This is a genomic window from Simiduia curdlanivorans (assembly GCF_030409605.1).
Taxonomy (GTDB): domain Bacteria; phylum Pseudomonadota; class Gammaproteobacteria; order Pseudomonadales; family Cellvibrionaceae; genus Simiduia; species Simiduia curdlanivorans.
Genome location: NZ_JAUFQG010000004.1, coordinates 33122 through 46068 on the forward strand (window position 1 = coordinate 33122; position 12947 = coordinate 46068).

Below are 12947 nucleotides of genomic sequence, written 5' to 3' on the forward strand. Positions count from 1 at the left end.
ATAAAACCAAGGGTTCCCCATGACACCGGATCAGTTTGACCAACTTTGCCTGCAAGGCTTCAACCGCATTCCTTTAACGCGCGAGTTGCTAGCCGACTTAGACACACCCCTATCGTCCTATTTAAAATTCGCCAAAGGCCCCTATTCCTATTTGCTGGAATCGGTACAGGGCGGTGAGAAATGGGGCCGTTACTCGATCATCGGCCTGCCCGCACGGCAAGTACTGCGCGTCACCGGCGACGACATTGCCATCGAAATTGACGGCGAGATCGTAGAGCAGCACCAATCCGCCGACCCGCTTGCCTTCGTCGACGACTACAAAGCCCGCTTCAAAGCGCCCGAGCTAGACGGCCTGCCGCGTTTTAACGGCGGCCTTGTGGGCTATTTCGGCTACGACTGTGTGCGCTATGTGGAGCCGAAATTAAAAGCCAGCCAACCGAAAGATGTGATCGGCACGCCGGATATTCTATTGATGGTGTCGGACGAGCTGTTAGTGTTCGACAACTTAGCCGGTAAACTCATTTTAATCGTCCACGCCGACAGCGCCGAGCCGCTGGCCTACCAGAAGGCACAGGCGCGCCTAGATCAACTGGAAGCGCGACTGGCCGAGCCAGCGCCCAAAACCGCCGCCATGCGGTTAAAAGGTGAAGCGGCGCGGGAAGCGGATTTCACCTCCAGCTTTGGCGAGCAGAACTTCAACCAAGCCGTGGCGAAAATCAAAGATTACGTATTGGCCGGCGACACCATGCAAGTAGTGGTATCGCAGCGTTTATCCATTCCCTTTAGCGCCGAGCCGTTAAACCTTTACCGCGCCCTGCGCTGCTTGAACCCCTCGCCCTACATGTACTTTTTAGACTTGGGCGATCACCAAGTGGTTGGCTCAAGCCCGGAAATTTTGGCCCGTTTCGAAGATGGCGAAGTCACGGTTCGGCCCATCGCCGGCACCCGCCGCCGCGGCCATACGGAAGCCGAAGATCTAGCACTCGAGCAAGATCTTGTGAACGATCCAAAAGAAATTGCCGAGCATTTAATGCTCATCGACTTAGGCCGCAACGATGTCGGTCGCGTCGCCAACACCGGCACCGTGAAGCTCACCGACAAAATGGTGGTAGAGCGCTACAGCCACGTGATGCACATCACCTCCAACGTCACCGGCCAGGTAAAAGACGGGCTGACGGCGATGGATGTCTTGCGCGCAGCATTACCAGCCGGCACCCTATCGGGCGCGCCGAAGATTCGCGCCATGGAAATTATCGACGAACTCGAAAGCGAAAAGCGCGGCATCTACGGCGGCGCTATCGGCTATTTAGCTTGGAACGGCGCCATGGATACCGCCATTGCCATTCGTACCGCGGTGATTAAAAACGGCACCCTCTATATTCAAGCCGGTGCCGGCGTGGTGGCGGATTCGGTGCCGGCACTGGAGTGGAAAGAAACAATGAACAAAGCACGCGCCATGTTCCGCGCCGTCGACATGGTTCTATAAGGGGGTCATCGCAATGTTACTCATGATTGATAATTACGACTCCTTTACCTACAACGTGGTGCAGTACTTAGCCGAGCTTAAGGCCGAGGTAAAAGTGGTGCGCAATGATGAAATTAGCGTGGCCGACATAGCCCAATTAGCGCCCGAGCGCATTGTGGTATCGCCCGGCCCCTGCACGCCCAATGAAGCGGGCATTTCCATGGCGGCGATCGAAGCCTACGCAGGCAAGCTGCCGATCCTCGGCGTTTGTCTGGGCCACCAATCCATCGGCCAAGTGTTCGGCGGTAAAATTGTGCGCGCGCGCGCCGTTATGCACGGAAAAACCTCGCCCATTTATCACAACAACGTGGGCGTGTTTAAGGGCTTAAAAAATCCGCTCGTGTGCACCCGCTATCACTCGCTGGTGATCGACAAGGCGAGCCTACCCGACTGTCTGGAAATTACCGCCTGGACTCAGCACGACGATGGCTCCATGGACGAAATCATGGGCGTGCGCCATAAAAGCTTAAACGTGGAAGGCGTACAATTTCACCCGGAATCTATTTTGTCGGAACAGGGTCACGAGCTGTTCGATAACTTTTTAAAATCTTAAGGGGTGCAAGACCTAAATGGATATTAAAGCAGCACTCAATCATATCGCCCAAGGCCTGTCCCTTAGCCAAGCTGAGATGACCGCGTTAATGCGCACGGTGATGACCGGCGCCGCCACCCCAGCACAAATTGGCGCCCTGCTCATGGGCTTGCGCATGAAGAGCGAGTCCATCGACGAGATCACCGGTGCCGCCAGCGTTATGCGCGAATTGGCGGCGAAGGTGGATATCGATCAAACCCATTTGGTCGACACCTGCGGCACCGGTGGCGACGGCGCCAATTTGTTTAATGTCTCCACCGCTGCCGCCTTCGTAGTGGCGGCCAGTGGTGGCCGGGTTGCCAAGCACGGCAACCGCTCCGTTTCCAGCTCCACCGGCAGCGCCGATGTATTGGAAGCCGCCGGCGTTCATTTAGACCTGAGCCCAGAGCAAGTTAAAAAATGCATCGATACCTTAGGTGTGGGCTTTATGTTTGCGCCCGCGCACCACAGCGCCATGAAACACGCCATTGGCCCGCGCCGCGAGATGGGCTTGCGCACGATTTTTAATATGCTCGGCCCCATGACTAACCCCGCCATGGTCAAGCGCCAGGTGATTGGGGTGTTTAACAAAGCCCTGTGCCGCGCTATGGCCGAAGTGTTATCCCGCCTCGGCTCGGAGCACGTGCTTGTGGTGCACGCCGAAGACGGCCTTGATGAAATCTCTCTGGCCGCGCCAACCCACGTGGCCGAGCTCAAAGCTGGTAGCATTACTGAATACACCATCAAACCGGAAGACTTTGGTTTGGCCAGTCAAAGTTTGGCCGGTTTATCCGTCGATAACGCCGAGCAATCCTTAGCCCTAATCAAAAACGCATTAGGCAAACGCGACAATGAGGCCGCCCACAAGGCCGCTGACATTATCGCTCTCAACGCTGGCGCCGCGATTTATGTCAGCGGTATTGCCAGCTCGCTGGCACAAGGTATAGCCATGGCCCAAGACGCCATCGGCTCCGGCCTTGCCAAGGAAAAAATTCAGGAACTCGCCGCCTTCACCGACTGTTTAAAGTCGGCGTAGCACTCAAACATACAACTAGGCTTTCCCATGACAGACACACCTGACGTGCTCAAAAAAATATTGGCACGCAAGCAAGAAGAAATCGCCGAGCGCAGCGCGAAAATCAGCGTGCAACAACTGTTGGCTACGGCCAAGACGCAGTCACCGGTGCGCGGCTTTGTTGCCGCTATCGAGCGCAAGTTGGCACAGCAGCAAGCCGCGGTTATTGCCGAAGTGAAAAAAGCGTCGCCATCCAAAGGCGTTATCCGAGCCAATTTCGAGCCCACAGAAATTGCCAAGAGCTATGAAAAAGGCGGTGCCGCCTGCCTGTCTGTACTCACCGATGCCGACTTTTTCCAAGGCCATGAAACCTACCTAAAACAGGCTCGCGCCGCCACCAGCCTGCCGGTCATTCGTAAAGACTTTATTATCGACGACTACCAAATTGCCGAGGCCCGCGCTATCGGTGCCGACTGCATATTGCTTATCGTCTCGGCGCTAAGCCGCAGCCAACTACACGATCTCAATAAAACCGCGCTCGAGCTGGGCATGGACGTGTTAGTCGAAGTTCACGATCGCGCCGAGCTCGACCTTGCACTCGAATTACCTAACAAATTAATAGGCATCAACAACCGCAATTTACACACTTTCGAAACTAGCCTCGAGACTACCTTTAGCCTGTTGCCCCACATCGACAGCGGCCGCATTGTGGTCAGCGAGTCGGGCATACACAATATCGACGACGTCAAGATTATGCGCGGCCACGATGTTAATACCTTCCTCGTGGGCGAAGCCTTCATGCGCGACGAAGAGCCCGGGCGTCGACTGATGGAAATGTTTAACTAATGAGCGACGCACTGGCCTTTCTGCATCAGTACCCAGTGCTGTTGTGCTGCGCCATTTTTTGCGCGCGCTTATTAGATGTGAGTTTAGGCACCCTACGCACCTTGATGGTATTTCGTGGCTATCGCGCGCTGTCTGCTTTTGTCGGTTTTTTCGAAGTGTTGTTATGGGTTGCTGCCGCCAGCCAGGTCATTACCCATCTCGACCAGTGGTACTTAGCCGTAGCCTACGCCGCCGGTTTTGCCGCCGGTAATTACGTCGGCATCACCATCGAAGCGAAGCTCGCCATGGGACGCGAACTGGTGCGCATTGTCACGGAAAGCCCCGATATCTGCCTAGCCAAAGAACTGCGCAAGCACAACTATTCAGTAATTGAATTAGCGGCGCGCTTCGACGATGAAAAAGATGTCGAAATTTTGCTGATCTCGGAGAGCCGCAAACGCATCCCCGATTTATGCCGTCTGGTGAATAGCATTGACCCCAGCGCTTTCTACACCACTTCGGATATCAAAAAGCAATTTCAAGTCGATCAACTCCTCAACACTGAACGACCACTCATCAACGCCGGTTGGCGGGTGGTTGGCAAGCGCAAATAGCGCGGAGATTCCATGCCTAGATCTTTTATTGTGTCCCTGTTGCTGTTGATTGTGACGGGCTGTAGTTTTCTCGCCACACAACAATGGGATAAGCGCTTTGGCCCTAGCTCGCCCATCAATCGAGCCAGCGCCGCGTCTTTTGCGGTGAGCAATACCGACGTGCCCGATTACCTGCGCGAAGTAAAACCCATCATCGACAATCGCTGCGTGGTGTGCCACGGCTGCTACGATGCGCCTTGCCAACTTAAGTTAGAATCCATGACCGGGCTCGAGCGCGGCGCCAATAAAGAGCGCGTCTACGACGGTGCACGATTGTTAGCAGCAAATTTAACGCGCCTGTACGAAGACGCCGACAGCACCGAGCAATGGCGCTTGAAAGGCTTTTTCCCGGTGCTCAACGAGCGCGAGCAATCTGAGCCGGCCAATCAACAGGCCAGTGTTCTGATGCAAATGCTCGAACTGAAACAACGCCACCCACTGCCAAGCAATGGACCGCTGCCCGACAGCCAATTCGATTTCGCCCTCGACCGTAGCCAAAGCTGCCCGAGCATCGAAGAATTCGACACCTACGCTGCTGACTTTCCCTTAGCCGGTATGCCCTATGGCTTGCCCGGTTTAAGCCAGGAGGAACATCAAACCTTAACCAACTGGATCACATCTGGCGCCCGCGGCTTTGATCTTAGCGCTCATTTTTCGCCTGAACTCAGTGCCCAAATTGCTGACTGGGAAACATTTTTAAACGGCAACGACAACAAAAACCAACTCGCCAGCCGCTATATTTTCGAGCATCTCTACCTCGCCAATTTGTATTTCGACGACGGCGCCGAGCGTCAATTTTTTAGGCTAGTGCGCTCAGCCACCCCGCCCGGGCAACCGGTAGAGCGCATCAGCTCGCGCCGACCTTTTGATGACCCAGGGGTAAAAAGGGTTTACTACCGACTGATTTTTTACCCCGAGACCATTGTGGCAAAAAACCACATGCCCTATGCCCTCAACAAGGCGCGCTTAAGTAAGTGGCGCGAATGGTTTTTGGGCTCGGATTACGCGGTGCCGTCGCTGCCCAGTTACGATTTGGCAACCTCTGCCAACCCGTTTAAAACGTTTCAGCATATTCCACCGAAAATTCGCTACCGCTTCATGCTGGAAGAAAGCCAATACACCATTATGGGTTTTATTAAGGGCCCGGTGTGCCGTGGCCAAACCGCATTGAACGTTATCAACGATCAATTTTGGGTATTTTTTGTTGACCCGGATTATCCAGACATTGCCGAGTTTGCTGACTTCCTGGCCAACAACAGCGACAACTTGGATTTGCCAGCTGAGCGCGATAGCTCGGCCGGCGCTCTAGCCGGTTGGCTCACCTATTCGGAAAAACAACAAGCCTACCTAAAGGCGCAAGACCAGCTAATTAAAACCAAACTGGCGCGCTACAAGGGCCCAGACATCAACATGGTTTGGCAAGGCGACGGCGATAATCCGAATGCAGCGCTGACGGTATTCAGACATTTTGATAACGCCACTGTCGCTCAAGGCCTGATTGGCAATGACCCCAAAACCGCTTGGGTCATTACCTACCCACTGCTCGAGCGCATTCACTATTTGCTGGTGGCCGGTTTTGATGTGTACGGCAACGTGGGGCATCAACTGTTGACCCGCACCTACATGGATTTTTTACGCATGGAAGGCGAGCAGACTTTCCTGAGTTTACTGCCTAAAGAAACCGCGCACCAAGAGCTGGCGTACTGGTATCGCGGTGCCGAAGACATAGTACCCACCTACTTTAAAGGCGCGGGCCTAAGCGAGCAGTGGCAAACCCAGCTCACCTTTAGCAGCGACAACCCCAAGGCCGAACTGTACCAAAAATTGAAGTCTCACCTCGATGGCGTGCGCAATCTCAACCACGATATCGACACTAATCTGCACCTGTCGCCAACCACTCAGCGACACTTACTCGGCCTGCAAAACCAGCGCGGTAAACATTTACAATGGCTACCCGATAGCAGCCTGCTCATCATTGAACAGGAGCCGCCGCTCAGGCCAGCAGTCATCTCACTGCTGCACAACAAGGCGCATCAAAATATCACCAGCTTATTGCTCGAAGGCCGCAATCGACTGGTCGACGAAGACACCTTAACGGTGGCGAATGGCATCTTAACCACCTATCCAAACGCGCTGTTTAAACTTGGCAACGAGGCTTTGCCTGGCTTCAATCAGCGCGTAGCTCGCCTACAGTCGGCGCAGGACTACCAAGCTCTGGTTGACGCCTTTGGCGTCAGGCGCAACAACCCAAATTTTTGGGCCCTTAGCGATGAGTTACACAAACTCTATCGCCAGCAGGAACCTATCAGCTATGGCCTGCTGGACTACAATCGCCTAGAAAATCGCTGAGCGCAGAAATAAAGCTTGTGCCGATGAAAAAATCGGCACTAAAATCGCGCCCCCACTTATTATTGAGCCCTTGCCATGGCGCAGCCATCACTCACCTTGCCGGCAGCCAATGCTGGCGCAAGTGATTATCTCGAGCGCCTTAGCACTAAGGGCTGGGTGCATATTGAAGGCTTCCTCGAACCGGCGCTAACTGCCGAGCTCAAGCGCGAAGCGTTAAGACAACAAGAATGGGCCGACGCCGGTATCGGCAGCGCAGGCCAAACCAACGAAAAAATTCGGCGCGACAAAACGGTCTGGCTGAATGGCGCTAGCGCCGTACAAGCCCAGTACCTAGCGCGCATGGAGGCCATTCGCCTAGCGGTTAACCAAGCCTTCTTCGCCGGCTTATTCGAATATGAAGCGCATTTCGCCCACTACCCCGTCGGCGCCTTCTACCGCAAGCATCGCGATGCACTGCGCGGCTCAAATGCCAGGGTGCTAACCAGCGTTTGCTACTTGAACCCGCAATGGTGTGCCGACGATGGCGGCGAACTGGTGATTTACAACGATGCAGACACAGCCATTGAAGCTCAAATCTGGCCAGTGGCTGGCGACCTAGTGCTGTTTTGGAGTGAAGACTTTCCACACGAAGTATTGCCCGCAGCGCGCGACCGGTTCTCCATTTCAGGCTGGTTTCGACGCAACCTCGACGGCGCAAACCCACTGTAACTGATACAAAATTATGTTTGAATAACGCCTTCTTTAGCTGTCTGGAAGGAACCACGCATGCGCCATATACAAATCTATACCTACGCCCTCCTCGTCACCGCATTGCTGTTCGGCTACTCACCTGCGCGGGCACAAAGTACTTCGGTCGAGATGCTGTATCAAAACACGCAGAATCTTTCCCGAGAAATCGCCCAACTACAGACAGAGGCAAAAGCGCTAGCGGGTGAAAGGCAGGCGTCATTGCAGCTGCGTATCACCGGGCGGCAGCTGGAACTGTTAACGGCATTTGACACCTTAACCGACCGCATTGTGGCGGAGGAAAATGACGGTGTTGAACTTACCGAGCTAAAAGCCAAGCTGGCACCGCAGCTATTAGCGCTTGGGCCTCAGATTAAAACGGCCATCAACCGCCGGCTCGTCGCCCTAGACAAGCTAGAAGAAACCCACGAAGCGCTGTCTATTACTTGGATGGCAAGTTACCTAGAACACAACACTTTTATCGATCACGCCTATTTAACCCTGACTCAGCACGCTAAAAATTTAGCCGACTTAAAGCTCGATAACGCCGAATCAACCGCCTATTTACATCGCGCCTTGCAGCAGAGGGCCGAGGTCTTGGCGGGTCAAATTGCCTTAACACAAAAGGAACTGGAGGCAAATTTACACAGCCTGACGGCCTCGCCGGACGATGCCGGCACGCAACAAAAGGTCAAATCTTTAGAAGACAAACAAAACATCAACACCGAGAGCCTAAAAAGCACCGTCGCCCTATTGCAAGAAAATGGCTTGGAAAGCGGCCGCTACAAAGAGATTTTAATTAACAGCACCGGCGACATCACGGCCGATATCCTCGATGTCAATTTACTCAAGCGACTCTCGCAAACATGGCTGAAAAATATCACCAACTACGTGCTGGATAATGGCGCCGGTTTATTTTTTAAGCTTATTGTCTTTTTACTGATTCTGCTGCTATTCCACTACTTATCTCGCACCGTTGCAAAATTACTGCGCAAGAGCCTGGCAAAATCCACCATGCCAGTGTCTTTCTTAATGGAGACGATGGTGGTAAACCTGTGCCGGCGCATGATTATGCTCATCGGTATTCTACTTGGCCTCAGTCAACTCGGGTTTTCCTTGGCGCCGATTCTAGCCGGGCTAGGTGTGGCGGGCTTCATCGTCGGCTTTGCACTGCAGGATACGCTGGGAAATTTCGCCTCTGGCATGATGATTCTGATCTATCGACCCTACGATGTGGACGATTTAATTGAAGCCGCTGGCGTGCAGGGCCGAGTACAGCGGATGAATTTAGTGTCGACCACTATTTTAACCATCGACAACCAGACCCTGGTTATTCCCAACAACAAAATTTGGGGTGATGTGATTCGCAACGTCACGGCGCAAAAACATCGCCGGGTCGACATGGTGTTCGGCATTGGTTACAGCGACAACATAGAGAAAGCCGAAAAAATACTAAAAGACATACTCGATGCCCACCCGCAGGTATTATCCGAACCCGAGCACACGGTAAAGTTGCACACGTTAAATGAGTCATCGGTAGATTTTATTGTTCGCCCCTGGGTGGAGACGGAAAATTACTGGGACGTATATTGGGATGTCACAAAATCCGTGAAACTGCGCTTCGATGCCGAAGGTATCAGCATTCCCTTCCCGCAGAGAGACGTTCACATTTACCAAACAGAGAAAACAGCGTGATGGCGCTGTATCAAAGACTAAAGCACTGGCAGTTCTATCTACTGCTAGTGCTGTTTGCCGGCTTTGGCTTAACACCAAATCCCGGTGAGATATTGGCTCAAACCAATGATTTGCTGCTGCACTTTTCCGGCTATACCATCGCCGGTATATCCATGGGTTTGAGCAAGCCGGCTCTGCATCACTGGCAACGGTTTCTATTTTTGTGGCTCTATTCACTCGCCATCGAAGTGGGGCAGCACTTTGTACCCCACAGAGGTTTCGATCTGCTCGACTTAGTAGCCAACGGCAGCGGCGCTATTCTGGGCTTAATACTCTACCAATGGCTAGCCCGGCCTATTGATCGCGCTTTAACCCGAGCTATTGCACCCAGTCAAACAAATTAAATAACCACACCTGCTCGCCCTGCTGCAGAGTTAATTCGTTATTTTTAATGGCGATGTGACTCCACTCATTGAGCATACGCGCATAGCGCTGCTCCAGTAGCATGGCGTCGTCTGAGCACATCATCATGGTAGTGGCGAGCTGTTCAACTCTAAATTGCCCCTGCTCGTTTAACACAAACTGACCGCTAAATTGATTGCAACCGGCAAAACCGCCAACATGTTGTGCTTCGCCAAAATCCAGCTCAGGCACTAGACCTTTACCATAAGCACCCACCCGATTAGACAAGACCGCTTCACCATCGATGGTTTTTAACACCCAGCGGTGATGCGCCAACTGACTCGCCGTCACAAGTTTTTCACTCGCTTGGCTTGTTTGGTTGGCCTGACTATCTCGATTATCCTGATTCACCCCACTGGGTGTGCAGGCTAGTTGTAAAAACAACACCGCCAAACAAGCGCTGCGCTTAATCACCACAGACATTTTCAATCGCGAGGATTGCCTAATCATGAACTCAACCTTGATTTTTATTGAAAAAGTTAAAAATACTACTGCGCCATCCACTATCAGCAAGACGGTCGTTCCACCGGCGCGGAGATTCGTTATAATCCATGGCCTTACATGGAGCATTCATGAATCGCAATCTGCAATGGCACATCTTCTGCCGCGTTATCGACAACTTTGGCGACATAGGTGTGTGTTGGCGATTGGCGCGACAACTAACCAATGAGCACAACATTCAAGTCACCTTATGGGTAGACGATTTAATCAGTTTTCACGCGCTTTGGCCAAGCGTCGACCATAGGCTTACATCGCAAACCTGTGCCGGCGTGCTGATTAAACGCTGGCAAAAGCCCTTCGCAGAAACCGTCGTTGGCCAGGTTGTCGTCGAGGCATTTGGCTGCGAGTTGCCAACCAATTACCTTCAGGCCATGGTGCGTGCCAAACCCATATGGATAAACTTAGAGTACCTAAGCGCCGAAGAGTGGGTAAAAGACTATCACCTAAATCAGTCGCCGGTTAGAGGCATGCGGAAAACTTTTTTCTTTCCCGGCTTCGAAGCCGATACCGGAGGATTGCTCTGGGATCAAGCACTCATCCAACTATCACAAACCAGCAATGACAGCGACACCAAAGTGCGTATTGTTGCCGAGCTTGGCATAACACATTGCGCCAGCACCGACTTGCTTGCGAGCTTATTTTCCTACGAAAATACGGCGCTACCCGAGCTGCTCGAAGCACTGAGCCAGCACAATAAACCAGTGACCTTATTTGTGCCTGAGGGCCGAATGGCGGCGGGCGTGGCGCATTGGCTGGGCCGACAGCTATTGGCAGGCGAGCAAGTGCGCAAGGGCCAACTAACGCTGAACGGCTTAGCCTTCATGGATCAGTCTCGATACGACCAACTGCTTGCCATCTGCGACCTCAATTTTGTGCGCGGCGAGGAATCCTTCGTGCGCACCCAAATGCTGGCGAAGCCCTTTGTTTGGCATATCTACCCACAGCAAGAGGAGGTTCACATCCTCAAGTTGGAAGCCTTCCTCGAACTCTATCTGGCCGATGCCCCAGAGGCGGTAAAGCACGCAATACTGGCGGCCTCCCGGGCCTGGAATCAACCGCAATTAACCAGCAAAAACAGCTGGCATCTGCTGTTAGAGCAACTACCCGCTATCGCCCTACACGCCCGGCGTTGGCAAGCTAAGCAGATGGCGAACGGCGACCTAGCCTCAAATATCGTGCATTTTTGCAGCAATCAGGTATAGTACTGCGCGTTTCGATATGCCTATAAAATTCGGTGATTAAGCTATGAAAACTGCACAAGAGTTCCGCGCAGGCCAGGTCATGAACCTTGATGGCCAAGCTTGGGTGATACTAAAAACGGAATTCAACAAATCCGGTCGCAACTCAGCCGTCTGTAAGATGAAGCTGAAGAACTTGATCACTGGCGCTTCGCAAGAGCCCGTATTCAAGGCTGACGACAAGTTAGAACCCATATTCCTTGAGCGCAAGGATGTTACTTACTCCTACTTCGCTGATCCTTTGTACGTCTTTATGGACGAGGAATACAACCAAGTTGAAGTAGAAAAGGAAAACCTCGGCGATGCCGTAAACTTTATTGTCGACGGTATGACCGAAGTCAGCGAAGCGGTTTTCTACGGCGGCAAGGCCATTTCGATCGAACTGCCAACCACCATCGTGCGCACCGTTGCCTACACAGAGCCAGCCGCCCGTGGCGACACCTCTGGCAAGGTCATGAAGCTGGCAAAATTAGACAATGGCTTTGAAGTACAAGTAGCCGCGTTTATCGAAATTGGCGAAGCCATCGAAATCGATACCCGCACCGGCGAATTCAAAGGTCGCGCTAAGGGCTAATTCAGCCTTAGTCGAAAAAGCCGCCACTGTTGGCGGCTTTTTTATGCCTGGGTGAAACTCATGCCACATTGGAGGTCTATGCTAATTTGGAACTGAGTCTGCGCCACACCTTTACTCTAGCGCTTGTCGCTCCATCAACTGCTGAGAAATTGGCAGTAACAAGTCCCCGTACTCTCGGTTCAAGTAATGATGCATTGGGTAGGTGGCTACCGGAGGATATAGGGGCTCCACGTTGGTCACCCCCAATTCCTCTATAGCTTTTGGCACTGCTAATGTATCGCCCAATAGAAGATCCACTCGGCCTGCTGATAGCTGCTTTAAACCCACCTCGACACTCCCAGCCCTATGGGAATCTAACCCAACTAATAATTGATCTGACAATACCGAGCCGCGCAGAGACACTATCGAATGGCTGCGCCAGTTTCTGTGGTCGATGTCTTCTCCTTTGCGCTTATAAAGCAAGATAGTAAACACAGTGACAGGCGGCTCGACCCGCACCAGATTAGGAAACTGATCGCCAAACTCCTTAGCGCGAATGGCTGTACCATCCAGCAGACCTGAAGCTAGATTCTGGGCACCCCGGGCCCAAGGCATATCGACACATTCAACCTCAACACCTAACGCCGCGTAGGCCTCGACCACCCTCTTATTCCAAACACTAAAAATGTCGTTGCACTCTAAGCGAAGCGAAGTGGGCTGTGCCCATACGCCAGCGCTCAATGTGAGGGCGACCGCCATGGCAACGAATCCATGCCAAGGCCAACAATGATTAACGCGACAATCCCAATGTAATTTCACGATGACACCCTTTCCTTGGCTTAACGCCAGTGTAGC

13 protein-coding genes are annotated in these 12947 nt (G+C 52.8%); 11 read left to right on the forward strand and 2 right to left on the reverse strand.

The genetic code is table 11. The annotated features are described in order from the left end of the window. Positions 1-19: 19 nt before the first annotated feature. The 9 genes from trpE to QWY82_RS00455 all read left to right on the forward strand — a co-directional run bounded on the left by trpE (position 20) and on the right by QWY82_RS00455 (position 9742). A complete protein-coding gene (trpE, locus tag QWY82_RS00415) occupies positions 20-1486 on the forward strand; it encodes an anthranilate synthase component I (protein ID WP_290259130.1) in 1467 nt (488 codons plus the stop codon). A 13-nt stretch (positions 1487-1499) separates the two neighbouring features. Further along, a complete protein-coding gene (locus tag QWY82_RS00420; RefSeq protein WP_290259132.1) occupies positions 1500-2078 on the forward strand; it encodes an aminodeoxychorismate/anthranilate synthase component II in 579 nt (192 codons plus the stop codon). Positions 2079-2094: 16 nt separating this feature from the next. Next, the gene (gene trpD, locus QWY82_RS00425; RefSeq protein WP_290259133.1) at positions 2095-3132 is read left to right on the forward strand and encodes an anthranilate phosphoribosyltransferase; all 1038 of its coding nucleotides are present in this window, start codon (positions 2095-2097) and stop codon (positions 3130-3132) included. A gap of 27 nt (positions 3133-3159) precedes the next feature. Beyond that, entirely contained in the window at positions 3160-3957 is a 798-nt protein-coding gene (trpC, locus tag QWY82_RS00430; RefSeq protein ID WP_290259134.1) for an indole-3-glycerol phosphate synthase TrpC, read from the forward strand. Next, positions 3957-4550, forward strand: a complete 594-nt coding sequence (locus QWY82_RS00435) for a DUF2179 domain-containing protein (RefSeq protein WP_290259135.1) — start codon at positions 3957-3959, stop codon at positions 4548-4550. The genes trpC and QWY82_RS00435 overlap by 1 nt, the downstream gene beginning before the upstream one ends. Before the next feature lie 12 nt (positions 4551-4562). Further along, a complete protein-coding gene (locus QWY82_RS00440; RefSeq protein WP_290259136.1) occupies positions 4563-6938 on the forward strand; it encodes a fatty acid cis/trans isomerase in 2376 nt (791 codons plus the stop codon). Between the two features lie 75 nt (positions 6939-7013). Further along, entirely contained in the window at positions 7014-7646 is a 633-nt protein-coding gene (locus tag QWY82_RS00445) for a 2OG-Fe(II) oxygenase (protein ID WP_290259137.1), read from the forward strand. A 57-nt stretch (positions 7647-7703) separates the two neighbouring features. Then, positions 7704-9359, forward strand: a complete 1656-nt coding sequence (locus QWY82_RS00450) for a mechanosensitive ion channel domain-containing protein (RefSeq protein ID WP_290259138.1) — start codon at positions 7704-7706, stop codon at positions 9357-9359. After that, entirely contained in the window at positions 9359-9742 is a 384-nt protein-coding gene (locus QWY82_RS00455; RefSeq protein ID WP_290263396.1) for a VanZ family protein, read from the forward strand. Before QWY82_RS00450 ends, QWY82_RS00455 begins: the two co-directional genes overlap by 1 nt. Here QWY82_RS00455 and QWY82_RS00460 read toward each other — a convergent pair. Next, positions 9717-10250 carry an META domain-containing protein gene (locus QWY82_RS00460; protein ID WP_290259139.1) on the reverse strand — a complete coding sequence of 178 codons (534 nt, stop codon included), beginning with the start codon at positions 10248-10250 and terminating at the stop codon, positions 9717-9719. The two genes, QWY82_RS00455 and QWY82_RS00460, sit on opposite strands and share 26 nt — an antisense overlap. A 122-nt stretch (positions 10251-10372) precedes the next feature. Here QWY82_RS00460 and earP point away from each other — a divergent pair, with 122 nt between their 5' ends. Beyond that, positions 10373-11503: an elongation factor P maturation arginine rhamnosyltransferase EarP gene (earP, locus tag QWY82_RS00465; RefSeq protein ID WP_290259140.1), complete on the forward strand. Its 1131-nt coding sequence runs from the start codon at positions 10373-10375 to the stop codon at positions 11501-11503. A 43-nt stretch (positions 11504-11546) separates the two neighbouring features. Then, complete coding sequence (efp, locus tag QWY82_RS00470; protein WP_290259141.1) at positions 11547-12113, forward strand: elongation factor P; 567 nt, start codon at positions 11547-11549, stop codon at positions 12111-12113. A gap of 111 nt (positions 12114-12224) precedes the next feature. On the opposite strand, the gene QWY82_RS00475 is transcribed toward efp, so the two are convergent. Beyond that, complete coding sequence (locus QWY82_RS00475) at positions 12225-12851, reverse strand: type 2 periplasmic-binding domain-containing protein (protein WP_290259142.1); 627 nt, start codon at positions 12849-12851, stop codon at positions 12225-12227. Positions 12852-12947: the final 96 nt, after the last annotated feature.

What these genes read in the sequence shown, in the direction of transcription:
- trpE (WP_290259130.1), top strand. Translation starts at nt 20, where the DNA reads ATGACACCGGATCAGTTTGACCAACTTTGCCTGCAAGGCTTCAACCGC.
- QWY82_RS00420 (WP_290259132.1), top strand. Translation starts at nt 1,500, where the DNA reads ATGTTACTCATGATTGATAATTACGACTCCTTTACCTACAACGTGGTG.
- trpD (WP_290259133.1), top strand. Translation starts at nt 2,095, where the DNA reads ATGGATATTAAAGCAGCACTCAATCATATCGCCCAAGGCCTGTCCCTT.
- trpC (WP_290259134.1), top strand. Translation starts at nt 3,160, where the DNA reads ATGACAGACACACCTGACGTGCTCAAAAAAATATTGGCACGCAAGCAA.
- QWY82_RS00435 (WP_290259135.1), top strand. Translation starts at nt 3,957, where the DNA reads ATGAGCGACGCACTGGCCTTTCTGCATCAGTACCCAGTGCTGTTGTGC.
- QWY82_RS00440 (WP_290259136.1), top strand. Translation starts at nt 4,563, where the DNA reads ATGCCTAGATCTTTTATTGTGTCCCTGTTGCTGTTGATTGTGACGGGC.
- QWY82_RS00445 (WP_290259137.1), top strand. Translation starts at nt 7,014, where the DNA reads ATGGCGCAGCCATCACTCACCTTGCCGGCAGCCAATGCTGGCGCAAGT.
- QWY82_RS00450 (WP_290259138.1), top strand. Translation starts at nt 7,704, where the DNA reads ATGCGCCATATACAAATCTATACCTACGCCCTCCTCGTCACCGCATTG.
- QWY82_RS00455 (WP_290263396.1), top strand. Translation starts at nt 9,359, where the DNA reads ATGGCGCTGTATCAAAGACTAAAGCACTGGCAGTTCTATCTACTGCTA.
- QWY82_RS00460 (WP_290259139.1), bottom strand. Translation starts at nt 10,250, where the DNA reads ATGATTAGGCAATCCTCGCGATTGAAAATGTCTGTGGTGATTAAGCGC.
- earP (WP_290259140.1), top strand. Translation starts at nt 10,373, where the DNA reads ATGAATCGCAATCTGCAATGGCACATCTTCTGCCGCGTTATCGACAAC.
- efp (WP_290259141.1), top strand. Translation starts at nt 11,547, where the DNA reads ATGAAAACTGCACAAGAGTTCCGCGCAGGCCAGGTCATGAACCTTGAT.
- QWY82_RS00475 (WP_290259142.1), bottom strand. Translation starts at nt 12,851, where the DNA reads ATGGCGGTCGCCCTCACATTGAGCGCTGGCGTATGGGCACAGCCCACT.